Annotated in this window: 24 protein-coding genes and 2 tRNA genes; 8 read left to right on the top strand and 18 right to left on the bottom strand. The window is 65.8% G+C overall.

Going from position 1 to position 24,401, the window contains the following annotated elements:
* Positions 1 to 252 precede the first annotated feature (252 nt).
* Together ACYQ0R_RS11335 and ACYQ0R_RS11330 are read right to left on the bottom strand one after the other, a co-directional pair.
* Entirely contained in the window at positions 253 to 681 is a 429-nt protein-coding gene (locus tag ACYQ0R_RS11335; protein ID WP_459823768.1) for a PIN domain-containing protein, read from the bottom strand.
* Entirely contained in the window at positions 678 to 1,064 is a 387-nt protein-coding gene (locus tag ACYQ0R_RS11330; RefSeq protein ID WP_459823765.1) for an AbrB/MazE/SpoVT family DNA-binding domain-containing protein, read from the bottom strand. The genes ACYQ0R_RS11335 and ACYQ0R_RS11330 overlap by 4 nt, the downstream gene beginning before the upstream one ends.
* A gap of 72 nt (positions 1,065 to 1,136) precedes the next feature.
* Here ACYQ0R_RS11330 and hmgB point away from each other — a divergent pair, with 72 nt between their 5' ends.
* From hmgB to ACYQ0R_RS11315, 3 genes are all read left to right on the top strand, one after another.
* Positions 1,137 to 2,480, top strand: a complete 1,344-nt coding sequence (gene hmgB / locus ACYQ0R_RS11325) for a hydroxymethylglutaryl-CoA synthase (protein WP_459823763.1) — start codon at positions 1,137 to 1,139, stop codon at positions 2,478 to 2,480.
* A gap of 188 nt (positions 2,481 to 2,668) precedes the next feature.
* Positions 2,669 to 3,124, top strand: coding sequence for a 30S ribosomal protein S19e (locus ACYQ0R_RS11320; protein WP_459823760.1), 456 nt, complete (start codon positions 2,669 to 2,671; stop codon positions 3,122 to 3,124).
* A 76-nt stretch (positions 3,125 to 3,200) separates the two neighbouring features.
* Positions 3,201 to 3,845 (top strand): bifunctional 4-hydroxy-2-oxoglutarate aldolase/2-dehydro-3-deoxy-phosphogluconate aldolase, encoded by a 645-nt coding sequence (locus ACYQ0R_RS11315; RefSeq protein ID WP_459823757.1) that lies wholly within the window; start codon positions 3,201 to 3,203, stop codon positions 3,843 to 3,845.
* 33 nt (positions 3,846 to 3,878) lie between these two features.
* Here ACYQ0R_RS11315 and ACYQ0R_RS11310 read toward each other — a convergent pair whose 3' ends face one another.
* The 7 genes from ACYQ0R_RS11310 to ACYQ0R_RS11280 form a co-directional block, all read right to left on the bottom strand.
* Complete coding sequence (locus ACYQ0R_RS11310; RefSeq protein WP_459823754.1) at positions 3,879 to 4,928, bottom strand: ABC transporter permease; 1,050 nt, start codon at positions 4,926 to 4,928, stop codon at positions 3,879 to 3,881.
* Positions 4,921 to 6,159, bottom strand: coding sequence for an ABC transporter permease (locus ACYQ0R_RS11305; RefSeq protein WP_459825750.1), 1,239 nt, complete (start codon positions 6,157 to 6,159; stop codon positions 4,921 to 4,923). Before ACYQ0R_RS11305 ends, ACYQ0R_RS11310 begins: the two co-directional genes overlap by 8 nt.
* Positions 6,160 to 6,242: 83 nt before the next feature.
* A complete protein-coding gene (locus ACYQ0R_RS11300; protein ID WP_459823751.1) occupies positions 6,243 to 7,823 on the bottom strand; it encodes an ABC transporter ATP-binding protein in 1,581 nt (526 codons plus the stop codon).
* Between the two features lie 155 nt (positions 7,824 to 7,978).
* Complete coding sequence (locus tag ACYQ0R_RS11295) at positions 7,979 to 8,563, bottom strand: cysteine hydrolase family protein (RefSeq protein WP_459823748.1); 585 nt, start codon at positions 8,561 to 8,563, stop codon at positions 7,979 to 7,981.
* Complete coding sequence (locus ACYQ0R_RS11290; protein WP_459823741.1) at positions 8,556 to 9,443, bottom strand: YqcI/YcgG family protein; 888 nt, start codon at positions 9,441 to 9,443, stop codon at positions 8,556 to 8,558. The genes ACYQ0R_RS11295 and ACYQ0R_RS11290 overlap by 8 nt, the downstream gene beginning before the upstream one ends.
* Positions 9,444 to 9,556: 113 nt before the next feature.
* A complete protein-coding gene (locus ACYQ0R_RS11285; RefSeq protein ID WP_459823738.1) occupies positions 9,557 to 11,020 on the bottom strand; it encodes a sodium:solute symporter family protein in 1,464 nt (487 codons plus the stop codon).
* Positions 11,017 to 11,247, bottom strand: coding sequence for a DUF3311 domain-containing protein (locus ACYQ0R_RS11280; protein ID WP_459823736.1), 231 nt, complete (start codon positions 11,245 to 11,247; stop codon positions 11,017 to 11,019). Before ACYQ0R_RS11280 ends, ACYQ0R_RS11285 begins: the two co-directional genes overlap by 4 nt.
* A 343-nt stretch (positions 11,248 to 11,590) precedes the next feature.
* Here ACYQ0R_RS11280 and dnaG point away from each other — a divergent pair, with 343 nt between their 5' ends.
* Both dnaG and ACYQ0R_RS11270 read left to right on the top strand, forming a co-directional pair.
* Positions 11,591 to 13,015 carry a DNA primase DnaG gene (gene dnaG, locus ACYQ0R_RS11275; RefSeq protein ID WP_459823733.1) on the top strand — a complete coding sequence of 475 codons (1,425 nt, stop codon included), beginning with the start codon at positions 11,591 to 11,593 and terminating at the stop codon, positions 13,013 to 13,015.
* A 94-nt stretch (positions 13,016 to 13,109) separates the two neighbouring features.
* Entirely contained in the window at positions 13,110 to 13,685 is a 576-nt protein-coding gene (locus ACYQ0R_RS11270; RefSeq protein ID WP_459823730.1) for a CinA family protein, read from the top strand.
* Between the two features lie 11 nt (positions 13,686 to 13,696).
* Here the strand turns inward: ACYQ0R_RS11270 and ACYQ0R_RS11265 are convergent, their stop codons facing one another.
* The 4 genes from ACYQ0R_RS11265 to ACYQ0R_RS11250 all read right to left on the bottom strand — a co-directional run bounded on the left by ACYQ0R_RS11265 (position 13,697) and on the right by ACYQ0R_RS11250 (position 15,423).
* Positions 13,697 to 13,900, bottom strand: a complete 204-nt coding sequence (locus tag ACYQ0R_RS11265; RefSeq protein WP_459823727.1) for a hypothetical protein — start codon at positions 13,898 to 13,900, stop codon at positions 13,697 to 13,699.
* Between the two features lie 257 nt (positions 13,901 to 14,157).
* A tRNA-Thr gene (locus ACYQ0R_RS11260) sits at positions 14,158 to 14,231 on the bottom strand.
* A gap of 53 nt (positions 14,232 to 14,284) precedes the next feature.
* Positions 14,285 to 14,806, bottom strand: a complete 522-nt coding sequence (locus tag ACYQ0R_RS11255; RefSeq protein ID WP_459823724.1) for a GNAT family N-acetyltransferase — start codon at positions 14,804 to 14,806, stop codon at positions 14,285 to 14,287.
* Entirely contained in the window at positions 14,803 to 15,423 is a 621-nt protein-coding gene (locus ACYQ0R_RS11250) for a CBS domain-containing protein (RefSeq protein ID WP_459823721.1), read from the bottom strand. Before ACYQ0R_RS11250 ends, ACYQ0R_RS11255 begins: the two co-directional genes overlap by 4 nt.
* 131 nt (positions 15,424 to 15,554) lie before the next feature.
* On the opposite strand from ACYQ0R_RS11250, the gene udk reads away from it, so the two are divergent.
* Entirely contained in the window at positions 15,555 to 16,247 is a 693-nt protein-coding gene (gene udk / locus ACYQ0R_RS11245; protein WP_459823718.1) for a uridine kinase, read from the top strand.
* Positions 16,248 to 16,250: 3 nt separating this feature from the next.
* On the opposite strand, the gene ACYQ0R_RS11240 is transcribed toward udk, so the two are convergent.
* A complete protein-coding gene (locus ACYQ0R_RS11240) occupies positions 16,251 to 17,021 on the bottom strand; it encodes an RlmE family RNA methyltransferase (RefSeq protein ID WP_459823715.1) in 771 nt (256 codons plus the stop codon).
* 707 nt (positions 17,022 to 17,728) lie between these two features.
* Between ACYQ0R_RS11240 and ACYQ0R_RS11235 the strand changes: the two genes are divergently transcribed.
* Positions 17,729 to 17,801, top strand: a tRNA-Thr gene (locus ACYQ0R_RS11235).
* 66 nt (positions 17,802 to 17,867) lie between these two features.
* On the opposite strand, the gene ACYQ0R_RS11230 is transcribed toward ACYQ0R_RS11235, so the two are convergent.
* The 4 genes from ACYQ0R_RS11230 to ACYQ0R_RS11215 form a co-directional block, all read right to left on the bottom strand.
* Positions 17,868 to 20,420, bottom strand: coding sequence for a GcvT family protein (locus tag ACYQ0R_RS11230; protein WP_459823713.1), 2,553 nt, complete (start codon positions 20,418 to 20,420; stop codon positions 17,868 to 17,870).
* Between the two features lie 211 nt (positions 20,421 to 20,631).
* Positions 20,632 to 21,060: a universal stress protein gene (locus ACYQ0R_RS11225; protein WP_459823711.1), complete on the bottom strand. Its 429-nt coding sequence runs from the start codon at positions 21,058 to 21,060 to the stop codon at positions 20,632 to 20,634.
* A 108-nt stretch (positions 21,061 to 21,168) separates the two neighbouring features.
* A complete protein-coding gene (locus ACYQ0R_RS11220) occupies positions 21,169 to 21,780 on the bottom strand; it encodes a translation initiation factor IF-2 subunit beta (protein WP_459823710.1) in 612 nt (203 codons plus the stop codon).
* A 105-nt stretch (positions 21,781 to 21,885) separates the two neighbouring features.
* Entirely contained in the window at positions 21,886 to 22,911 is a 1,026-nt protein-coding gene (locus ACYQ0R_RS11215) for a glutathione S-transferase family protein (RefSeq protein WP_459823708.1), read from the bottom strand.
* Between the two features lie 228 nt (positions 22,912 to 23,139).
* On the opposite strand from ACYQ0R_RS11215, the gene ACYQ0R_RS11210 reads away from it, so the two are divergent.
* Positions 23,140 to 24,336 (top strand): NAD(P)/FAD-dependent oxidoreductase, encoded by a 1,197-nt coding sequence (locus tag ACYQ0R_RS11210; RefSeq protein WP_459823706.1) that lies wholly within the window; start codon positions 23,140 to 23,142, stop codon positions 24,334 to 24,336.
* The last annotated feature ends 65 nt before the right edge of the window (positions 24,337 to 24,401 follow it).

Raw genomic sequence — 24,401 nt, 5'->3', positions numbered from 1 at the left:
ACTCGACGAACAAGTCAAACGATCTTACGAGAACCTCGACGAGATGGAGACGTATCGACGACGGCGTGACGAACTCGTCGAAACCCTCAAAAAGGAATCACGAACCGAGTGAGCTCGTCACGGCAGTCCGACGAATCGATCGGTTCTTTTCGCCGGAAGAAATGGAAGATCACGCCGAATGGCTCGAAAAACTCCGAGATATTAGATAGCACTCACCATATATAGATATATAATTGACACTCTCAAGCGATCTCAATCGTTGACGCGCTCGATCAACCTTCCGAACGCAGCACTCTCCTCAAGTTCGTCGTAGTCGTCGTCGGCACCGACTAACAGCGTCACCTCGTTGCCCGCCGCGTTCTCCGCTGCGGCGGCAGCGAGTGCGTAGGCGTCGCCAAGCGCGAGCGTGTGATTTCCCTTTATACTCGCCACGCGCTTCCAGAGATCGTCGACGCCGTACTCGCGTAATCCCATCCGTTTGAGGCCTGCGACGTGTTCGTCCGCTCGCTCCGGCGAGGACAGCCGGGCCGCAACGTACTGCACCTCCGCGAGATTGACGGTCGTGACGTACCCATCGACATTGCCGTCGTACACGTCCGCTAATACCTCCTCGACAGCGTCTGCACCCGGCTCGTCGAAGGCGAACGCGAGTAGTGGCTCGGCGTCGAACAGGACCTTCATTCGTCGCCGCCGACCACACGGGATTCGTCCAACTCTTGGCGGTCGCGCTCGCGATCTGCCCGAAGGAGCTCTGTGGCAGACGCCCCATCGTCGGCGTCCGTCGCGAGTTCTCCCCGCAGTTCGGAGGGGCGCTTCACCGGCCGTATCACCACTTCTCCAGCCTCGTTTTCGACGAACCGGACGCGACCCGGCGTGTCGATCCGGAGTTTCTCTCTGAGCTCTTTCGGTATCGTTGCCTGTCCTTTACTCGTGACGGCGACGGTCGTCCCGTTCTCAGTTTCGCCCATACCCCGAATCGGCTCTATTACTACTTCAATATTAGTATTACTTTTTATTAGTAATAAATTTGGGAACCGGTCTGGCGACGGGTGAGTGTCGGGCATCGCAGTTGGCTTCCACGATCGACGTAACGCCCTATCGACAGGCCCATATGCCCGGTGTATGAAACCCCACACATGACCGCAGTGGGGATCGACGCCATCGAGATCCGTACCGGGAAGCTGAAACTCGACCTGCCGAACACGTTCGCGCCACAGAAGGGCGACGACCCGGAGAAGTACACGAAGGGGCTCGGACTGCACAACTCCTCGTTCCCGGATGTGTACGAGGACATCGTCACGATGGGTGCGAACGCCTCGAAGCGCCTGATGGACCGCAAGGGGCTCGAACCCGACGACATCGGTCGGATCGACGTCGCGACGGAGTCCGCGTTCGACCACTCGAAACCCGTCTCGACGTACATCGCGGGCTGTCTCGAGCAGGTGTACGACGGCGATTTCCGCCACGCCAACAAGGGCGAGCGTAAGTTCGCGTGCGTGGCTGGGACGCAGGCGATCGACGACGCGTACAACTGGATCCGGGCCGAGCGGAACCGCGGCCGGGCGGCGCTCGTGATCGCGACCGACACCGCGCTGTACGCCCGCGGGGACCCCGGCGAGGCGACCCAGGGCGCGGGCGCGGTGGCGATGCTGATCGACGAGGACCCGTCGATCGTCGAGCTATCGACCCATCAGGGGTACGGCTCGATGGACGAGACGGACTTCCTCAAGCCGAACCAGCAGTTCCCCAGCGTCGACGGCAAGCGCTCGATGCAGGTGTATCTCTCGCGGATGCGCGAGGCGCTGGAGGATTACCAGTCGGTCGCGGGGAAGGTCCACCTCGAGGATTTCGTGTACGCCCCCTTCCACACGCCGTTCCCGGGGATGGTCCGCAAGGCGGCGCTTCTGGCGTACCGCCACGTCATCCGCGACACCGAACACGAGGACGCGCTCGCGGAACGAATCGGCCGCCAGCCCCGCGAGGAGGAGTTCGCGGACCGCGAGGCGTTCGAGGAGGCGATCCGCGATCATATGGACGATCTGAAAACGACCGAGGAGTACCAGGCGTGGTACGACGATGTCGTCGAGCCGACGCTCGGGCTCTCGCGGGAGGTCGGCAACTGGTACACGGGGTCGGTCCACATCGCTCGCGCGAGCGCGCTCCGGAACGCGATCGACCGCGACCACGACCTCGTCGGCGAGGCGCTTTTGGTCGGGTCGTACGGCTCCGGCGCGCAGGCGGAGATCCACGCGGAGACGGTCCGGGAGGGGTGGCGCGAGGAGATCGAGGCGCTCGATATCGACGAGCAGCTCGCGGCGCGGTACGATCTCTCGTGGGACGAGTACGAGGACGTCCACGACGTCCACGAGTACGACGTCGACCTTGACCGCGAGATCGAGGAGTTCACCGCACCCGACTCGGAGTTCGTCTTCACCGGCTGGGGTCGGATGAACGAGCGGAAGTACGACTACGTCGCGTAGGCGCGGCCGGCGGCTCGTGGCGGTCCGTCGACTCCTCGTCGGGGCTCGCGACGGTTTGTGGGCGCGAACCGCCCGTCCTCTTCCGCAGCGAGTATCCGGGCGGGAGCGTCGCTGTCCCGTGAAAACGGGTCACACGGGCGTTCCCGAAGACGATGGGTTTAAACGACGCTAGGCTGAACTCCTCCCCAATGGTAACCATCTACGACGTGCCGGCGGATGCCCTCATCGAGGAGCTCGCCGCACGACTCGAAGAGCGGATCGACGAGCCCGCCTGGGTCGGGTTCGCGAAGAGCAGCTCCGGCAACGAGCTGCCGCCCGAGCAGGAGGACTTCTGGTACGTCCGCTCGGCGAGCTTGCTCCGAAAGGTTGCCCAGAACGAGCCCGTCGGCGTCGAGCGGCTCGCCACGGAGTACGGCTCGAAAAAGCGCGGCTCGAACCGTTACGCCGTCCGTCCCGGTGAGCATGCGGGCGGCTCCCGGAAGCTGATCCGTGCCTCGCTACAGGCGCTGGAGGAGGACGGACTCGTCTCCACGGCCTCCGGCGAGGGCCGCCGCATCACCGACGAGGGCGAGGCGTTCCTCTCTGCGGTCGCCGCGGACGTTTTCGAGGATCTCGACCGCCCCGAACTCGAACGCTACGCCTGATCGACGACCGCTCGTTTCGTCCTCCCGTTTTTCGGCACTCACTCGGTTTTAAGTATTCACTCGATAACGAGTGAGTATGGACGAGACGCTCTCACGGATCGCCGACAGCGGCGTCGTCGCGGTGTTGCGCGGAGTCGAGGCCGACCAACTTATCGGGATCGCGGACGCGCTCCGCGATGGAGGCGTCACTGCCATCGAGATCACTGCCGACACGCCGAACGTCGCCGATCTCATCGACGACGTGTCGTCCTCGTTCGCCGACGGCGAGACGATCGTCGGAACCGGAACCGTTCTCGACGCGGAGACCGCACGAACGACGTTGATGGCCGGCGCTGAGTTCGTCGTCTCGCCGAGTCTCCACGAGGACGTGATCGAGACGTGTAACCGCTACGGTGCCGTGAGCGCCCCGGGCGTGATGACGCCGACGGAGGCGATACGCGGGTACGAGGCGGGCGCGGACTTCGTGAAAGTGTTCCCGGCGTCGACGGTTGGGCCGGGCCATCTCGCCGCCATGAACGGTCCGCTCGGACAGATCCCGATGATGCCGACCGGCGGCGTCGGTCTCGACAACGCTGCAGCGTTCGTCGACGCCGGCGCGTTCGCGGTCGGGGCCGGCGGTGCACTGGTCGATTACGAGGCCGCTGCGCGTGGCGACTACGAGTCGATCACGGAGACGGCCCGGGAGTTCACCCGGATCGTCGGAGACGCCCGGGAGAGCTGAACCGACCGCCGTTCCCGACGCCGCCAGCACCGATCACTCCTCCGTCTCGTAATGCTCGCCGGCGGCCGCGGGCAGCCGCGTCCGCCCGACCAACGCGAGCACGAGGATGACGACCACGTACGGGATCGTCTCGACGAGCGAGCTCGGGATCCCGTACCCGAGCTGCTGTAGCCGTAGCTGCGTCGCCTCCAGTCCGGCGAACAGCGCCCCCGCGCCGAGCGCGCCGATCGGATTGTAGTTTCCGAACAGATACGCGACGATGGCGATGAACCCTTTTCCCTGAACCATCGTCTCGCCGGAGCCGATGAACCGACCGACCGTTAACGCGAGCGCACCCCCGCCAGCACCCGCGAACACGCCCGAGAGCATCACGCCGGCGTGTCGGATCTTCGAGACGGAGACGCCCACCGTGTCGAGCGCCTTCGGATTCTCCCCGGCTGCCTTGATATGCTTCCCGAACGCGGTGTGGTTCAGCGTCCACCAGGAGACGGCGGTGCCGACGACGATCAACACGCCCGAGTAGTGCCAGCTGACGTTGCCGACGCCGGGCGTGTTGACGCTGCCGAAAAACACCGTCGAGAGGAACGGCGCGAGTCCCAGAGCGATGAGCCAGATCGCGAGTCCGGCGATGATCTGGTCCGCCTTGAACTCGATACAGACGACTCCGAACACGACGGCGAGCACCGTGCTCGCGAGCACCCCAGCGAGAAACCCGACGAACAGCGCGCTCGAGCCGGTCGCAACGCCGGCGTCGCCGAGGACGAACGCGACGTAGATCGACGTGAACGCCGAGATGATCAACAGCCCCTCCAGCCCGATGTTGATAACGCCGGATTTCTCGGCGAAGATACCGCCGAGCGCGGCCAGTACGATCGGTGCCGAGAGCCGCACCGTGGCGGCGGCGGTTCCGCCGGAGAAGACGATTCCGGCGAGATCACCGACGACCGTCTCGGGGAACAGCAGACCGAGGACGCCGAGCAGCGCGAAGACGCCGACGGTGCCGAGAATGAGCGACCGGACGTACTCCGAGTCGACGAGCTCGTCGAGAAGCGGGACGTCGACGTCCGCGATCGGGTTACGCATCCGTCTCACCTCCGTCGTCCATGGCAGCGACCCCAGGATCGGCCCCCGACTCCGGCTCGTCAACGTCGACGTAGCTTCCGACCATTCGGAAGAACTCCGGCATGGCGACGAACAGGATGATGAGGCCGCGGAGCACCCCGACCAGCTCGGTCGGAACGTCCGTCTGGAAGCCGACCTCAAGCGCCCCGCCCTTCAGAACGCCGAAGAGGGCCGCGGCGGGCGCGACGCCGAGCGGATTGTTGCCGGCGAGGATCGAGACGGCGATACCGTCGAATCCGAGCGCCGGGACCGACTCGATCCACCGGCCCTCGGCCATGAGGATCCACATGCTCCCACCGATCCCGCCGAGCGCGCCGGAGATCGTCATCGCACGAACGGTCGTCAGCTTGCTGTTCACCCCGCCGTACTCCGCGGCGATCGGCTGGATCCCGCTGATTCGTAGATCGTACCCGAACGGAGTGTGCTCGATGAGGACGTACAGTCCGATGACCGCGGCTAGCCCACCGATCAGCGCCAGTTCGGCGAAGTCGCCGTGGCCCGGGAAGAACCACGGATCGATTCGAGCGTACTCCGGAACGCGCTCCGTGGCGACGACGGAGCTCGTCTCGTCGCCGAACGGGCCCGCGACGAGGACGAAGGCGATGTTCGCGGCGATGAAGTTCAGCATGATCGTCGTGATCACCTCGTTCGCGTCGGCGTACGCCTTCAACGCTCCGGGGATCGCTCCCCAGAACCCGCCGCCGACCGCTCCGGCGATGACGCCGAGCGAGATGAGCAGCACGCCGCCGAGACGACCCGCCGGGAAGAACGGTGCGGCGGCGACGACGACGAGCGCGGTCAACAGAGCCCCGACGACGAGCTGCCCCTGGGTGCCGATGTTGAACAGGCCGGCTCGGAACGCGACGGCGACGGACAACCCAGTGAAGATCAGCAGGGTCGTCTCGCTCATCGTGAGCGCAAGGGAGCTGTTAAACGGGCTCCAGCCGGGCATAAGCCCGAGCCACGTGACCGTGAACGGAAGCCAGTCCGGGTTCACGATCGACGGCTGCCACGTGTAAAACGGCTCGCCGAGCGCGCCGTTAAACAGAACGAAGTACACCTCGAACGGGTCATAACAGAAGCCGAGGCCCGTCACCGGCATCGTCCACGCACCCGTCGCACACTCCGCGACCCGGCCGGACGCGAGCACGATAAAGAAGCCGACGACGATCGACAGAAACAGCGCCGCCATGCTGATGAGGATCCGCTCGACTGCGGACAGTCGAACCAGCTTCCGAAGGAAGCCGCGCGCGGCCTCGCGAACCTCCTCGGAGATCACCGCGACCCCTCCGTCTCCTCCTCGAGCCGAGCGTTCCCGATATCGTCGTCCGGATCCGCTCCGGCCATCAGCAGCCCGATCTGCTCTTCAGTGACGGTTGCTGGGTCGACGACGCCCGTAAACTCACCCTCGTGCATCACCGCGAGCCGGTCCGACAGCGACTGCACTTCGTCGAGCTTCGAGGAGACGAGAAGCACCGCGGCCCCTTCCTCGCGAAGCTCGATCAGTCGGTCGTGGATGAACTCCGTCGAACCGATGTCGACACCTCTCGTCGGGTGGGTGGCGATGACGAGGTCGGGATCGCGCTCGAACTCCCGGCCGACGATGAACTTCTGTTGGTTGCCGCCGGAAAAGGAGACGGCCGACACGTCCGGGAGCGGCGGTCGGACGTCGTACTCGTCGATGATCCCGTCGGCGTGGGCTCCCGCGGCGTCCCAGTCGATCCGTCCGCCGTCGGTGAACGCCGCGTCGTGTTGGCTCCCCAGGATCGCGTTCTGGGTGAAGTCGTACGGCATCACGAGCCCCCGCGTCTGGCGGTCCTCGGGTATGTACGCCATCCCCCGGTCGATCCGCGCCTTGCGACTCACACCCGCGAGCGACTCGCCTCGGAACGACACCGTTCCGGCGGTCTGGTCCCGGAGCCCGGTTATCGCCTCGACGAGCTGTGTCTGCCCGTTGCCGTCGACGCCGGCGATGCCGAACACCTCACCCTCGCGGATCGTCGCGGAGACACCGGAGACGGCCTCGACGCCGCGATCGTCTTCGACGGTGAGATCGTCGACTTCGAGGACGCTCTCTCCCGGCACGCCCGTCGCGGAGTCGCGCTCCAACAGCACCTCGCGACCGACCATCATCTCCGCGAGCTCCTCGCGAGTGACGTCGTCCGCGTCGACCGTTCCGACGTGTTTGCCATCCCTGAGCACCGTGATCTCGTCGGCTGCGTGCATCGCCTCGCCGAGCTTGTGGGTGATGAAGATGATCGTCTTCCCTTGGTCGGTAAGCTCCTCGAGGACGGTGTATAGGTCCTCGACCTCCTGTGGCGTCAACACGGCGGTCGGCTCGTCGAGGATCAACACCTCGGCACCGCGATACAGTGCCTTGAGTATCTCGACGCGCTGTTGGACGCCCACCGCGATCTCCTCTATCCTGTCCGTCGGATCGACATCGAAACCGTATCGCTGGCTGAGGTCCCTGACGGCGTCACGTGCGGCGGCCTCGTCGACGCGGAGTCCGAACCATTCGGTGGGTTCGTTGCCAAGAACGACGTTCTCCCACACTCGCATCGGGTCCACGAGCATGAAGTGCTGGTGGATCATCCCGATGCCGGCGTCGATTGCGTCGCGTGGCGAGTCGAACGATCGGGGCTCGCCGTCGACGACGATCCGGCCCTCCGTGGGGCGGTAGAGTCCGTACAGGACGTTCATCAGCGTGGTTTTTCCCGCGCCGTTCTCACCGAGTAGCGCGTGCACGCTCCCACGTTCGACGGCGAGGTCGACATCGTCGTTGGCGACGACCCCGGGGAACCGCTTGGTGATGCCGTCGAGGTGGACCGCGAGGTTCGTCTGACGCCGGCTCATCGTTACCGGTGTTCTCACGTGTGTAAATAAAAGAACGTGGGTTCGTGACGGTCCGCACGAGGCGAGCGACTTGCAGCCGGAACCGCGGACGATGGCTACGAACTGCCGCCCGCGGACGACGGACCACGCACGAGAGATCCGGGGACACGTTCAGCTCACATCAACAGGTGATCGCTTTCGAGCACCGTCGCGAACTCCCCTTGCAGGTGCGCGAGCGCCACGCGGTGGGAGGTCTCCGGGTCGACCCGATCACCGTCGTGTGTCGTCCGTGCGTGTGTCGCCGTGGCGTCGGCAACGACGGCAACGTCGTAGCCGCGGTTCTCGGCCATTCGAACCGTCGTCGACACGCAGTGATCGGTCGTGAGTCCGCAGACGACGAGCCGGTCGTGTCCACCCTCGCGGAGCCACGCGTCGAGGTCGGTGTCGAGGAACGCTCCGTTGACCGATTTCTCGAACGTCGGTTCGTCGGGTGTCGGAGCCGTTTCGGGTATCCACTCGAACCCCGGCTTCTCGGGACGAAGCGGCGAGTCCGGCTCAGTCGACGCGTGCCGCACGTGGACGACCGGCCGATCCCGGTCGCGCCATCGCTCCAATACGGCCGCCGCAACCGCCTCGGCATCCGGGTTGTTGCGCTCGCCGTACGCGGGGTCTTCGAACCCGGTCTGGAAGTCGACGAACACCAGCACGGCGTCGTGAAACCGGTCAGGATCCTCGTCCGGAAGCGTCGTGTCGTCAGTCATCGCCGACTCCGGTCGCCTCCAGCGCCGAGCCGTCCCCGCTCGCGTCACCGTCGAGTCGACGCCACGCGCCCGGCTCGAGCAGCTCGGGCGTGGTTTTCGGGTGCTCGCGAGTTGGCCGGAGCGGACACTCGTCGGGGCTCGCCTCGTCGCGCTCGCGGAACAGGTACTGTTTCCACTCGCGGTCGTCCGCTTTTCCCCAGTCGCCGAGGTCCGCGTGGGGACAGACGCCGTCGTACTCTGCCATCCGCGACTGGATCACCTCACGCGCTTGCTGGCCCGCCTCCGTGTCGGCGGTGATCCCCTCGAACACGGCGCGCGGCTGGAAGGTGATCTCCAGGCCGATCGGCGAGTACCGGCTCCGTCGCTCGTCGTAAAACGGCGCACGGGAGGTCGGGAAGATCGGCTCACCGCCGAAGCAGAACTCCCAGTACGGGTCGTCCGGATCGGTCGGGATATCCGTCGGCCACGGCTCGGGGTCGTGGACGTGGAGAAACTCGAGCACGTGCCACAGCCGCTCGTGATAATGGGCCTCACCGGCTCTGCGCGCGACGCGGGCGTCGCCGTCGGGTGGGCGGAAGAACACTGCCAGCGGCGCACGCTTCGCGTGGTCCTCGTGTACCTCGAGATACTCCAAGAGAACGTCTCGAAGCCGGAGCAGGGCTGCCGGGTCCGTCGTCGACTCGCAGGCAGCGTACAGCAGTTCGCCCTTGCGCTCGACTTCGATACCGAAGTAACACGGGAACGGTGACCCGTCGTGCTCGTCGAGCATCGACTCGCGGAACGTCCGGTAGTGGTCCTGTAGCCACTCGGGCGCGTCGTCGAGCCGATCGTGGAGCGTCTCCTGGTCCAACAGTACGCCCTCGGTCCCGGGCTCGTTCATACGAACGGATGGTGTGGTAGGAATTTCCGTCTTTCGCCGGTTCCATCCGCGTGAGAGGAGTCGTCCCGGAGCCGGTCGCGAAGTAGCGTCTCACGCGCGCCGAAAACGACGCGTCAGTCCCCCGCGACCGCGAACCGTGAGGCGTCGCCGTCGGTCGTCGGGCTGGTGAGCATCGAGACGCCGACGGTGAGCACCGCCGAGAGTGCCATCAGCGCGAGCGCGTAATCCCACCCCGCGTAGCTTCGCGGAAGCGCCGGCACGAACACGAGCGCGAGATACAGCACCTGCGGGACCGCGATGCCGACGGCCATCCCGTCTCGGGTCGTGTGGGGCCAGTAGAGCGCGCAGATAACCGGGAGCGCGAGCAGCGCGAAGCCGGAGAACGCGGTGTCGCCGACCTCGATCAGCGTGCCGGGACGAAGCAGGCTGGCGAGGAACGCAAGCGTGGCGAACGCGGCGACGCCGAGTCGCGCGAGCCACGCCTCACGTTGCGCCGACGCGTCCGGATTGATGAACGGGCGGTAGATGTCGCGAGTGAAGTACGACGACCCGGACAGCAGCATCGAGTCCGACGACGACATCATCGCCGCCATCGCGCCCGCGATCACGAGCGCCGCGAACCACAGCGGCGTGTACTCGTTGAGCACGACCGGCAACACGTTCGCGCCCTCCGGAACGTCGATGGGCATCCCGACCGCCCACGCACCGAGCATGAACGCGGGAAGGAAGAGGAGCAAGACGAGCACGGGCCACAGCGCAAACGACCGTTTCAGCACCGCACCGCTGTCGGCGACGAAGAAGCGCTGGTTGATCTGCGGAAACATCGTCACTCCGAACGCGATGGTGATCGCCGTCGACACGATGAACCCGGGAGTGTACAGGCCGCCACCGAAGCTGCCGAACGCCGGACGCGCCTCGAGCATCGACCCGGTCGCGGCACCGAGTCCGCCGACCGCCGACAACACCCAGACGACGGCGATCCAGACGATAGAGAGCATGAACAGCCCCTGGACGGTGTCGGTCCACGCGACGCCCCGCATCCCCGCGAGTGCGACGTACACGATCATGAACGCGGTGATGAGCGCCGCGCCGCCCCAGTACGGGATCATACCGCCGGAGAGTCCGACGAGCGCTTCGCCGGCACCCATCTGCTGGAGCATCACGTACGGGAACAGCCACATGAGGCTGACGCCGGCGACGAGCGCGCGGAGCCCGGGAGACCCGAACCGGTCACCGAGCATCTCGCCGAGCGTCATATACCCGTTCCGCTTGCCGATCAGCCACTGCTTGTACCCGATAACGTACCACAACACCGCAAACAGCACGCCGTCAAGCGCCCCCATGACGATCAGCCACTCCGGACCCGCCTGGTACGCGAGGTTCGGTCCGCCGAAGAACGTGAACGCGGACAGCAGCGTCGCGAACGTCGTGAACAGCAACACGATCGTCCCGATCGAGCGACTCGCGAGATAGTAGTCCTCTGCAGTCGCCTTTGCGACCCGGTACGCGAGCAGCCCGATCGCCAGCGCGACGAACAGATACCCGACCACGATCCCCAGCTGTAACGCGACGCTCATCGCATCTCACCCCCGGGATCGACCCCCATCCCGCGTTCCCACGCGCCGGTTTCGACGAACCGATAAAACAGGACGGCACAGAGGCCGAGCCACGCGACGTGCCACCAGATCCACACTGGAAGCCCCGCGAGAACGAGATCGACGCCCCACAGCGGCCACGGAACGGCGAATGCGACCAGTATCGCGAACGTCGGAATCCAGATCAGATCTCTTCTTCGACGGCTCATTACAACAGTAATACCTCACGATGGCCTAAAATCTATCGATAGTGTTCGTAAGGTTTGTATGAAGATATTTTTTCTTCATACGCTTGGATCGATGACGATGCGACACGTTCTTTGCTGTAAACGCGGTAGATAAACTCCGGGCCGACCGATCCGCCCGATCATCAGATCATCATCCATCATCCACACGTGAGAGCCACCACATGACCGACACAGACACAGTACGACCGATACAACCACGACCGATACAGCACGACCGATACAGGATGGCCGGTAACGAACACGACCGACGCGGCACGGTCGGTAATAAACAGGACCGACGCAGATTGGTCGATACATTCGTATCATGGACAACACAGCGAAGTATCTGATACACGCGACGATCGCGGCCGACGGCGTCGTCGAGCGAAGCGACGTCGTCGGCGCGGTGTTCGGACAGACCGAGGGGTTGCTCGGCGAGGAGCTCGACCTTCGAGATCTGCAGGAATCATCGAAGGTCGGCCGGATCGATGTCGCCGTCGAGTCCGAGAACGGCCAGTCGTTCGGCGAGGTGACCGTCGCCTCGAGCCTCGATAAAGTCGAGACGGCGATCCTCGGTGCGGCGCTCGAAACGATCGACCGCATCGGCCCGTGTCAGGCGTCCGTCGAAGTGACGAGGATCGAGGACGTGCGCGCGGCGAAACGGCGCGAGATCGTCGAGCGTGCGAAGGAGCTGCTCGCGGACGGGTTCGAGGAGACGAGTCTCGCGAGCACGGACGTGTTAGAGGAGGTCCGCGACGCCGCCCGGATCGAGGGGATCGTCGAGTACGAGGGGCTCCCTGCCGGTCCGCGCGTCGGTGACTCGGACGCGGTGATCGTCGTCGAGGGACGCGCGGACGTGCTCACGCTGCTCGACGGCGGGATCAAGAACGCGATCGCCGTCGAGGGGACGAACGTCCCCGACGCGGTCGCGGAGCTGACCCAGGACCGAACGGTCACCGCGTTCCTCGACGGCGACCGAGGTGGGGAGCTGATTCTCCGCGAGCTCGCACAGGTCGGCGACATCGACTACGTCGCGTTCGCGCCCGCCGGCGAGTCCGTCGAGGATCTCGACCGTGGTGAGGTCTTCGAGGCATTACGCGGCAAAGTCCCGTATCAAACTCTCACTAGCGAGACGAACCTCCGGGAGGCAGCCGACAGAGTCGATCCCGCCGATGGCACGGCGGCCCGTAGCGAGCCCGCGTCGGCTTCACAGAACGGTGCCGGACACGAAACCGACGAGACGAAGAGCGCGTCCGCACCCGGCGGAGGAGCCGAGACGCCTGAGGAAAACGCGGTGAACGGGTCCGCACCGACGGATACCACCGTGGAAGAGACGGGGGAGACCAGCGTGGAAGAGGCGACTGGGGGGGCCGCGACGGGGACGGAGAGCGTCGCCTCGGAAGACGCTACGCCGGCAGAGCGAGCGGAGGCCGCGTTTGATGACGAGCCGAGATCCCTCGAGGAACACGTTCAAGAGGTGATCGACACGGAAAGCGGGGTCGCACGACTCCTCGATGACGGGCTCGGCGTCCTCTCGGAAGCCGACGCCGAGGAGGCGTTCGACGCGGTCGCGAACGCAGCCTCGCCGCCTCACACCGTCGTCGTCGATGGCGAGATCGACCAGCGACTCCTCGACATCGCGGCACAGCGAGGAGTGAGCGAACTGTTCGGTCGCGCCACTGGAGCGTTCGTGAAGCGACCGATCGGTACGAGGGTCCGGACGGTCGGCGACCTCCGAGCGGAGGCGTGACTCCCGCACGTTCCAACGAGGTAGCAGGGCGGACTCTCCGTCCCACTGTGGGCGGGGTTGAAGCCGGTACACGACGGAGTCGAACACGAGAACCATGCGTGAACACGACGAACCCGACGTCGGACTGATCGGCGGTGAGTGGGTCGGTTCGGACCCGCCCGAGGTCACCGTCGGAGAGCTGCTCACCGAACGCGAGGAGACGCTGGCCGTCGCCGAGTCGCTGACCGGCGGGCTGATCGGCTCCCGGCTGACCGACGTCCCCGGGTCGAGCGCGTACTTCGACCGTGGGTACGTGACGTACGCGTACGACGCAAAGCGACGCGAACTTGGAGTCGACCGCGAGACGCTGGACGCACACGGTGCCGTCAGCGCGCCGGTCGCCAGAAAAATGGCTGCGGGGGCGCGGGATCGCGCGGACACGACCTGGGGCGTCTCGGCGACCGGCGTGGCGGGTCCCGAGGACACGGAGGAGAAACCAGCCGGACTCGTGTACGTGGGCGTCGCGTACGCCGCGCCGTGGGGATCGGGCGAATCGTTCGTCAGAAGCGAGCGAGCGCTCCTCGAGGGGACTCGGTCCGAGGTGAAACACGACAGCGTCGACCGCGCACTCGGCGAACTCGTCCGGGCGGTACGGGACCGGGCGGTACGGGACCGGGCTGACCCGGAGTGACGTGGTCGAAATCAGCCGATATAGGAGTGACCGACCACGGCGACGAGGAGCGCGGCGACGACGATCCACGCGAACGGCTCAGCAGCCAGCAGCGCGAACGGGCGGAGTACCGACTCGTCGAACCCGAACAGCAGCCCGGCCGCCAGCGTTCCGGCGAGAACCGTCGCGGCGACGACCACGGCGACTCCGAGTAGCGCGCCGTCCGAGGCGTCCATGGTCCCGTCTCGGGCGCGACGAACATAAACCGAGCCGCTATCGCCGCCGCTTTCTTGCCGATACGCGGTCGAGATATCGCCTCTGATAATCGAAGGTGAATGTATTTCAACACGATCGCTGTCCGACGATGACGCGAGACGGGTTAGCCGACTTCGGGACCGCGGGGAACACGTCGAAGCGCTCGCCGTCGTCGCCGAGCGTATGGACGACCGGCGACGACCCGTCACCGACACGGTCGATTGCGAGGGAAGAGACGAGCCAGGGCAGGGATTTGAACCCCGGAAGTCTCGATTACAAGTCGAGTGCATGAACCACCCATGCTCCCCTGGCGCGGGCGACAGTACTCGGTGCTCCTTTGAGTGACTGTCGCTTTCGGCGTGGGGTCAGTCGGTCTCGTCGAGCCGCTTCCGCAGTACGACGCGATGTGACTCGTACCCGAACCCCCGATAGAACGACCGCGCCCGGTCGTTGGCAGCCATGGCCTCCAGCGTGATTTCGGTCGCACCCGACTCCCGAAGCGCACGTTCCGCGGCGGACAGCAGCGCGGACCCCACGCCCTCCCCGCGACAGGTCGGAGCGACGAAGAGGTTGTCGACGACACCACGAGTCTCGTCGCGCTCGAGGCCACCGTGGTCGAGCGAGAAGCCGACGAATCCGATCGGATCGGTGGCACCGTCGAGAGCGCCGGAGCGATCAACGTCGTCAGGAATCCTGCGGGCGACGAGCAGCTCACCAGTGACGACGCCACGGGCGACCGAGTCACGGACCGCGTTCCGGTTCCCGTCGGCGAGAAGCGTCGATCCGTACGCCCGCTGACCCGATGCTAGATCGACCCATAAATCGGTGACTGCGTCGATGTCGTCCGCGGTAGCCGGCGTGACGCGAATCTGATCGAACGACGTCACACCTGCTGGCAGTCGGGACAAACGACCTGTCCGTTCGTGGTAGAGAGACTGGGAGCGAGCGAGCCGCACACCTCACAGACGCCCTGCGTGGGCGATCCGGAGGCATCGGTCGACTCGGCGCTCATCGTGCGGTCGATCTCGCGGCCCATTTCGGCGTCGATCGTCGGATCCGGCTCCATCGACCGTTCGGGAGCCGAGCCGCCCGCCACGGCCGTCTCCCCGTCCGGTGCAGTGGCGTTGCGTGTCGCACCGGCGGCGAGCACGTCGTGATCGGTGACGACGCCGACCGCCTCGCCGTTCGCGGCGACGACCACGCGGTTTGCACCCTCCGCGACGAGTCGCTCCTCGACCGTCGAGAGCGGCGCATCCGGCCCAACCCGTGGCGGCGGCGAGTCCATCACCTCGCCGACCGTGACCCCGTCGGGATCGGCGGCGAGAACGGCTTCGAGCGCGTCACGGGAGCCGAGTCGCCCCACCGGCTCGCCGCCGCGGACGACGACGAGACAGTCAGTTTCCTCCGAGACCAGCAGCTCCGCGGCGTCCGACAGCGCGTCCGACTCGCTCACCCCCAGAAACTCCCTGTGCATCACGTCGCTGGCTGTGGTATCCGTGCGCATACCGATCGATTCGCACGGAACGGGTAAAACCTGCCCCCGTCATCGTTATAACGTCCCACAACGTAGAATTGGGGTTACAGGTTGGCGACGAAAGGGGAGGGTTCAAACCGCCACCCGTCCGAACGTCGGGCATGACCATACCCTCGTTCGTGATCGGGATCGCCGGGGGAACGGGAGCGGGGAAAACGACCGTGGCCCGTCTCGTCACCCGCAACGTCGACGATGACGTGACCCGGATCCCGCTCGACAACTACTACGAGGATCTCTCGCATCTCGACGTCGAGGAGCGAGAGGCGGTAAACTACGACCACCCGGACGCGTTCGAGTGGGAGCTTCTTCGCGAGCATCTCGAATCGCTGTTGGAGGGCCAGTCGATCCGGATGCCCCAGTACGACTTCGAGGTGCACAACCGGCGCGACGAGCGAGTCGTCGTCGAGCCGACGGACGTGATCGTGGTTGAGGGTATCCTCGCGCTGTACGACGAGGAGATAAACGCGATGATGGATCTCCGGCTGTACGTGGAAACGGACGCGGACGTGCGGATCCTTCGGCGAATCCAGCGCGATGTCGTCGATCGCGGGCGGGATCTCGAGGGAGTCATCGAGCAGTATCTCTCGACGGTGAAGCCGATGCACGAGCAGTTCATCGAGCCGACGAAGAAACACGCGGATCTCATCATTCCGGAGGGTGCAAACAGCGTCGCGGTGAACCTCCTCGAACAGAAGGTGCAGGCCGAGGTCGATGGGGAGGCGGTCAGAAGCTGGGAGCGCGGCAGCCTCGAACGGGAGCTCGCAGAGCAGCGACCCCCGGATCTCGGCGAGTGAGCGTCAGTCCACCCGGTCGGCGAACCCGAATCGCGGTTTGATGTCGTCGACGACGACGGTCACCGTCTCGCCGACGTCGGTCCCAGGCACGAAAAGCGAGTACCCTTCGACGTACGCGATCCCGTCACCCTCCTCGCCAAGCTTCTCGATCTCGACTTCGACGCGGTCGCCCTCCTCGACGGGGGCGGTGATCCGACCCTTCGCGACGAGATACACCTCCGAGGAGGCGTCCCGGGAGGCCGGCGGCGACATCGTCCGCACGTACTCGAACTCCTCGCCGACCTCCTCGCGAAACGCGTCGAGGTCCCGGCCCTGAAACACCTTCACCACGAAGTCGCCACCGGGGGCAAGCAGCTCCTCGGCGACGGCGAACGCCTGCCGAGCGAGGTGGACCGACCGGGCGTGGTCCAGCGAGTACTCGCCGGTCATGTTCGGCGCCATGTCGGAGACGACGACGTCCGCGCCCCGTTCGCCGACCGCCTCCCGAAGGTAGTGTTGTGTTCGCTCCTCGGTCATATCTCCCCGGATCGTCTCGACATCGTGGTCGTCGAACTCGTCGATGCGCTGGAGGTCGACGCCGACGACGGTCCCGGTTTCCCCCACGGCTTCGGCGGCGACCTGTAACCAGCCCCCCGGCGCGGCACCGAGATCGACGACGGTGTCGCCACGCTCAAACAGCTCCGCGTCCTCGTCGATCTGTTTCAGCTTGTAGGAGGCGCGGCTCCGGTAGCCCTGTTGTTTCGCGCGGTTGTAGTAGTCGTCTCGTCGCGTCATGGATGGCTCACCGGACTCCGTGGGTTCCGCGTCGGACCGGTCGGTGAATCCGCGTTCATACGACGGCTGACGCTCCCGACTCGGAAAGGCACATCGGATATCGTCCGTCGCCGACGCTCATGACTCGGCACGGCGATCCACCGACCCGGACGAAGCCGGGCGGGCGGAAGGTGGCCCGTCACATGACAAGAGTACGCGGCCGGTTGGTACGTCGGTCCAGAGGCGACTTCGCGCTTGGGCACGCCGGAGACGTGGAAACACGCCGGCCGCGATGGGTCGCTGACAGTGTATCGATCGAGGTCAACGGGAGTGTGGGGAGGACCCGTCGACATCGCCGTCGACGCCCGGTACGGGCTCCGACCGGGCAGACACCACCGGGAGAGTCGATCCCCGCCGTCGCGGCACGCGAGTGGTGCTGTCGACAACGGATCGAGGCTCGAGCTCGTATTTAGCTCTTATCCTTATATACGAATAATTATCCCCCGATCCTTACGCGTCTACGCAACTAACCTGTTAATTACCTTTACAACATCGCATATATAACCCTTATCAACGATCGATCATTGTGGGTCGACAGCGTCCGCACCGCGACGGTCGAGCAGTTTCGACCACCTCCCGTTCGTGCGATTCGTCCGCACGGGAACCGCCGCCGTCGCGCTCCCGTTCCGGAACCCTTATTTTCTTGTTGCGGGTACGTGTGGGTGAGCGCCGGAGTAGCTCAGCTGGCAGAGCGATTCCTTCGTAAGGAATAGGTCGAGGGTTCAAATCCCTCCTCCGGCTTCGACGTTTTCATCACGAATTCGTGTGCGTTTTCATCACGAATTCGTGTGCGTTTTCATCACGAATTCACCGGAGGATCTTTTCGCGACCCGGATCGAACAGCGGCTCGTCACGCACCGTCGCGTCGTACGTCTCTCCCTCACATCGTACCTGTACCGCGGTGCCGGCCTCGGCGTACTCGTCGGGCACGTACGTGTACGCGATCGACTCGCCGACCGAATAGCCGAAGTCGGCGGCCTGCACGTAGCCGATCGCGTCTCCGTTCTGCATGACGGGGCGACCACTCAGCAGGATGTCCGTCGAGTCGTCGAGAGTGATCGGCGTGATCCGGTTGTCGATCCCCTCCTCGCGGGCGGTGTCGATGGCATCGCGGCCGACGAACTCCGTGTCCATATCGACCGCGAACGGAACTCCCGCCTCGTACGGGTTCGCGTCGGTGTCGATGTCGGTCCCCCACAGTCGGAACCCCTTCTCCAGCCGCATCGACTCGAGAGCGCCGCCACCCATCGGTCGGACGTCTAGATCCTGACCGGCCTCCCACAGCGTCTCCCAGAGTCGCTGGCCGTACTCGACGGGAGCCCACAGCTCCCACCCGAGCTCGCCGACGTACGACACCCGGAGCGCGAGCACGGGCACTTCTCCGACGTACAGTCGCTTCGCGGTGAAGTACGGAAAGCCGTCGTTGCTGACGTCGGCGTCCGTACACCGCTGGAGCAGAAGCCGAGCGTTTGGCCCCCACAACCCGATCGTCGCTCGGGCACCCTCCTCGACGTGGACGGAGACGGTTTCGGGGGCGTGGTCCGCGAGCCAGCCGCCGTGGATCCCCGGGGAGTTGCCGCCGCCCGTGGTCACCACGTACTCCTCCTCGTCGAGGCGCACGACGGTGACGTCGGCAAGGATCCCACCGCCCTCGTTGAGCAGCAGCGAGTACCGCACCTGTCCCACGTCGGCGTCGACATCGTTGCTACACACCGACTGGAGGAACTCGGTGCTGCCCTCGCCTTTGACGACGATCGAGCTGAACGAGGTCATGTCGAACATCGACACCTTCTCGCGGGTGTGGAGATGTTCGGCCGCCTCGATCGGCGAGCGGTTGATCCCCTGCCAGCCGTCCTGTTCGGGGATCCGATCCTCGTACCTGTCGACCAGGTCGGCGTTGTGCTCGTACCACTGCGGGGACTCCCAGCCGCCGCTCTGGTAGAACTCCGCGCCGAGGGACTGCTGCTGGTGGTAGAACGGACTGGTCCGCAGCCCGCGGTGGTCGTCGGGCTGCCAACGTGGCTCGACGATGCTGTACACCTGCTCGTACCGCTTTGCGCCACGGTCGACGAAGTACTCCGTCTCGCCGGCGTGCGGCTCGAACCGGCGAACGTGGATCCCGCCCGTGTCGACCGGGCCGGAAGGGAGCCGTGGAACGCCGTTCTCCATCCACTCGGCGAGGATCCGGCCGTAGCCGCCGGAGTGGGTCCACCAGATCGCGAGCCCGGTCCAGAGCCCGTCGACCTGGGTGGTCTCGCCGACCGCGGGCATCCCGTCGGGTGTGAACACGAAGATCCCGTTCTCGGTCGCCTCGTACTCGAGGTCGGTCGTCGTCGGCAACAGCTCGTCGAACGCCTGCTTGGCCGACTTCTCGCGGTTGCGGTGGGTCGGCTCCTCCCAGTGTTCGCGTGTGAATCCGCGGACGGACGCCTGCCGCTCCGGGGTGTTTGTCCCCATCGCATCGGGGTCGACCGAGAGAGGTTCGTGGTTGTACGAGCCGAGGCCGAGCCGGTCACCGTGAGTCCGGAAGTACAGCGAGTTGTCCTGGTCGCGCCCCACCGGTCGATGCGGTCCCTCGCTCATGAACTCCGCGATGGAGCGGTCGCCGGGCACGTCGAGTCCGGTGGTGTTGTCGCCAACGGAGCTGCCCGCGTCCGCGAGCGCCTCGAGAGGCTCGGTGACGACGTACTGGTGTTCGACCGGCGCGATCGGCAAGTCAAGATCCGCCAGCCGTCCGGTCTGGTACCCCCAGTTGTTCGTCGCGATCACGCAGCGGTCGCAGTCGATACGCCCGCGGTCGGTGACGACGGCGTTGACCTCGCCGCCGGCGACGTCGAGGTCGGTAACCTCGGTGTCTCCGTAGAAATCCGCGCTGGACTGTTCGACGTACCACTGGAGCGCGGCGATCCCATCGACGCGTCCGTCGGTCGGAGAGTAGTAGCCGCCGAGGATCTCCGACGTGTCGACGAGGGGGAGGTGCTCGGCGACCTCCTCGGGGTCAAGCAGCTGCGGTTCCGGCAGGCCGTACGAGGTCGCCCACTCGACGCGTCGTCGGAGAAACTCCATGCGCTCCTCGCTACGTGCGAGCTCGATCCCCCCGACCTCGTCGTACACGTCGGCGTCCGACAGCAGTCGGCTGGTGTAGTGGGCCGTCTTCGTCTGGATCTTCGATGGCGACGTCTGGAAGATGATGCCGGGCGCGTGGACCGAGGAGCCGCCAGTGACCGGCAGCGGGCCCTGGTCGACGACGACGACGTCCTCCGCGCCAAGCTCCGAAAGGTGATACGCGACGCTACAGCCGACCGCGCCGGCACCGATGATGACCGTCTCCGCCCGAGATGGAAGCGTGTCCGTGCTCATGTAGGTCGTTTCCGACTGATGGGGTCGTGGGCATAAACACACCGGTGGGCAGTGTGACCAGCACCGGCAGCATGGCGGAAAACGGCGGGTATAGCTCCTTTAGAGCCGGAATTCTGACCAACGACGAACCGGTCGTGTCCTGCGTTCGACGAACCACATCGGTGCCGTAATCTGACAGGACGAGTTCCGAGCTTGCGAACGGCCGGGTTCGCTACTGCTCGGCCCGCACGGTCAACACCGGGCAGTCAGCGGTCCGAACCACCTTCTCCGTAACGCTACCGAGAAGGTACCGGTCGACGCCGCGTCGTCCGTGGGTTCCCATCACGATCAGGTCGACTCCCTGTTCCTCGGCGTACTGCAGGATGTTTCGATACGGTGACCCACCGGTGACCGACCCACGGACCGACTCGACGCCGGCTTCGGTCGCCCGTTCGCGGGCGTTCTCGAGCGCCGCTTCACCTTCCGCTCTGAGGTCGTCGAGGACGTCGGCCGGCCCGGCCTCCACCGCCGGATACGTCTCCTCGACGACGTACAGCACGTGAAGCGTTGCGTCGTACGTCAACGCGTGGTCGATGGCGTGTTCGAGTGCCGCGCTTGCACCCTCACTCCCGTCCGTCGGGAACAGTACGTCGTGGTACATGTACGATAGTTCGACCGGCGGGTATGTGAACCTCCCGTCGGCAAAGCCGATCGCTGGTCCCGTCCGTATTCGACGAATCGAAGCAGTGGGGCGGATCGGTGTGGCGGTTTAGCTCTCGCGTCGGGCGAACGCGAGATTTCCGGAGACGTTCTTGATGTACGCGCGGACGGTTTCACCCTCCTGTGCGCCGGGGACGAAGACGGTGTACTCGCCGCGCTCGGCGACGCCGTCGCCCTTGCGACCGGTGCCGACGATCTCGAGTTCGTACGTCTTGCCGGACTCGATCGCCTCCTCCTGCCGCTGTGTGGTGGAGGTGGACTGCTTGGCGACCGGACGGAACGCACCACACGCCTCACAGCGTAGCATCGGCGTGCGGTTCTCCGTCTCCAGGCGCGTGTCCGGCAAGCCACACTCCGAGCAGGTGACGAACGATTCGATGTACGAATCGATCGCCGCCTGAAAGTCGCGCTCGCGGAAGTTCCCGTTGTAGCGGGCGCGGCCGTCCTCGTACTGGCCCGCCGTCCCAAGCTCCTGTTGGATCTTCGAGTGTACGTGCTCGGGGTCACGGGAGAGTGCGTCGGCGATCGCCGACAGGTTCGTCAGGCGCGTGAACGCGCCGTCCTTCTGTGCCTCCGGGTCCGGGACCGACAGCCGCTCGTCGGAGCCGCCGAGGTCCGGGACCTCGTCCATCGCGCGGTCGAGGCTCGATTCGTAGTCCATATCGAGCGGAACGAGTGGCCGACGGAAATCGCTTCCGGGTTCCGTACGCGGTCGATAACCAGTTCATCGAGCCCCGCGACTCCGCTCGACACGCCGCGAAGAACTTCACTCGGTTGGAGTCGGGACGGGCGGCGATCCGGGGAGCCGATCGCGGTCGTGCGGTGCCTCCCAGTCGAGGTCGGGGCCGCGCGCGATGATGCCGGACGGCGTCACGTCCGGGTGCGTGGTGTAGTAGTGCTCTTTTATGTGATCCATGTTCACTGTCTCCGTGACGCCCGGTGTCGTGTAGAGATCACGGAGATACGGCCAGAGGTGCTCGTACTGGTGGACGAACGTGGCGTTGCACATGAAGTGGGTGTGGTACACGTGATCGAATCTGACGAGCGTCGTGAACATGCAGACGTCCGCCTCCGTGAGCCGGTCGCCGACGAGGTAGCGTCGGTCGGCGAGATGGTCGTTCCATCTGTCGAGCGCCTCGAACAGGTCGTCGATCGCCTCGTCGTACGCGGACTGTGAACGTGCGAATCCGGCTCTGTACACCCCGTTGTTGATCGGCTCGTAGATCGCCGTGATCACCTCGTCGACCGTCTCGCGTACTTCGGGATCGTCGGGCAGCAGCGAAGCGCCGTTACCGAGGTCCGCGAACGCGGTCGACAGCATCCGGAGGATCTCCCGCGACTCGTTGTTCACGATCGTCTCCTCCTCGGTGTCCCAGAGCACCGGCACGGTCACTCGGCAGGTCGCATCCGGGTCCGCAGCGACGTACAGCTCCCGGAGGTAGTCGCTGTCGTTCACCCGATCCGGCGTGCAGCCGTCCTTTTCGGGCGTGAACTGCCAGCCGTCCTCACCGCGCCACGGATCGACGACCGAAACGCCGATCGCCTCCTCCAGTCCGAGCAGCGACCGCGCGAGCAACGTGCGGTGTGCCCACGGGCAGGCGTACGAGACGTACAGGTGGTAGCGTCCGGCCTCCGGCTGGAAGCGATCGTCGGGCTCGGCATCGACGTGGTCCGGAACGTCGCTGCCGGCGACCCAGCGTCTGAACGTCGTCTCGCCGCGCTGAAACGCGCCCTCCCCGTCTGTGGATTCGTACGCGTCCGTTCGCCATTCGCCGTCGACGAGCTGGTTCATACCGATCGAACGGGCTCGACGTCCATAGTCTGGGTGGGGACACGCGCGTCACCGGGTCACCGGGGATCACACGTCTCTCGACCGGCTGGCCGGGAGAGACACCGAGTAGTTGCGTGAGCAGTCGAGTGAGTAGCGAGATTGGAGCCGCCGGGTGGTCGAGCGAGCAGCGAGGTCGGAGCGGCTCCTCCGCATCCCGAGGTTTTTCAGCACGTCCGTCGGAGCATCGGTATGGCTGATATAAACGGGCGGCAGGCAGCCGGAGGTGGACGGGAGGCCGGTCCGAAGGTCGCCGTCGTCGGAGGCGGTGCGGTCGGCGTCACCATCGCAGCCGATCTCGCGGCCCGCGGCACGGCGGTGACGCTGTTCGATCGCGGGGAGTTGGGCTCCGGAAGCACCGGTCGTGCGGCGGGGGTACTGTACGACGCGTACGCTGAGGACGTCGATGCCGCGTTGGCCGCCCGATCAATGGAGCGGTTCCGGGCGCTGTCCGACTCGCTGCCCGGATTCGAGTTTACCCCGTGCCCGTATGTGATCGCGGTCCGAGCGGACGACGAGGACGCAGAGGCAGTACCGGCGATGGTCGACCGGATGCGCGAGCACGGCAGCAGCGTTTCCGTCGTCGACCCGACGACGCTCGGCGGGCGGTTCCCGCTCCACACGGACGACCTCGCGGTCGCTGCGGTCGCGGAGGGTGCCGGCTGGACCGACCCCGGAAGCTACGTCGCCGCGATGAGCGACCGAGCCCGTCGCGAGGGCGTCACCGTCGAGACCGACGCCGCGGTCACCCTCGATCCGGAGGCGGCCGCGACGGTTCGTGTTGGGGGGTCCGTTCGCGAGTTCGACGCGGCCGTCGTCGCCACGGGCGCACACACCGAGCGCCTGCTCGCGACGGCCGGCGTCGACGTGCCCGTGAAGCCGTACCGGGTGCAGGCGCTCGTCAGCCGCCGCCCGTACGCGGGGCCGATGGCCTACGACGCGACCGCGGGCGTGTATTTCCGTCCGCATTCCGCTGGACTGCTCGCCGGCGATGGTACCGAGCCGGTCGAAGCGGATCCCGACGACTACGACCGGAGCGCCGACGACTGGTTCCTCGAGTCAGTGAGCGAGACGCTTCGCCAGCGGGCGGGTCACGATCCGACGATCGAGCGTGCGTGGGCCGGACTCTGCACGGCCACGCCCGACGGGGATCCGCTCGTCGGGCAGGTCGCACCGGGGTTATTCGTCGCCGCCGGCTGGCAGGGACACGGGTTCATGCGCGCGCCGGCGATCGGGGAGCTGGTCGCGGAGGGCGTCCTCGCGTCGCTGGACGAGGTCGATGCGACCCCTCCGACGTCGCCTTGGATCGACGCGTTCGATCCGACGCGGTTCGACGGCAACGAGACGTTCGAGATCGTCGAGGGGATGACCGTTCGGGAACGCGGGTGAGACGCCAACGACACGCCGACCGTCCGGATGCCATGTAAAAAGTTAACAGACGGCGTGAGAGAGCC

The sequence above is a fragment of the Halorubrum luteum genome (assembly GCF_054652935.1).
This window is presented reverse-complemented; position numbering and strand designations above follow the sequence as displayed.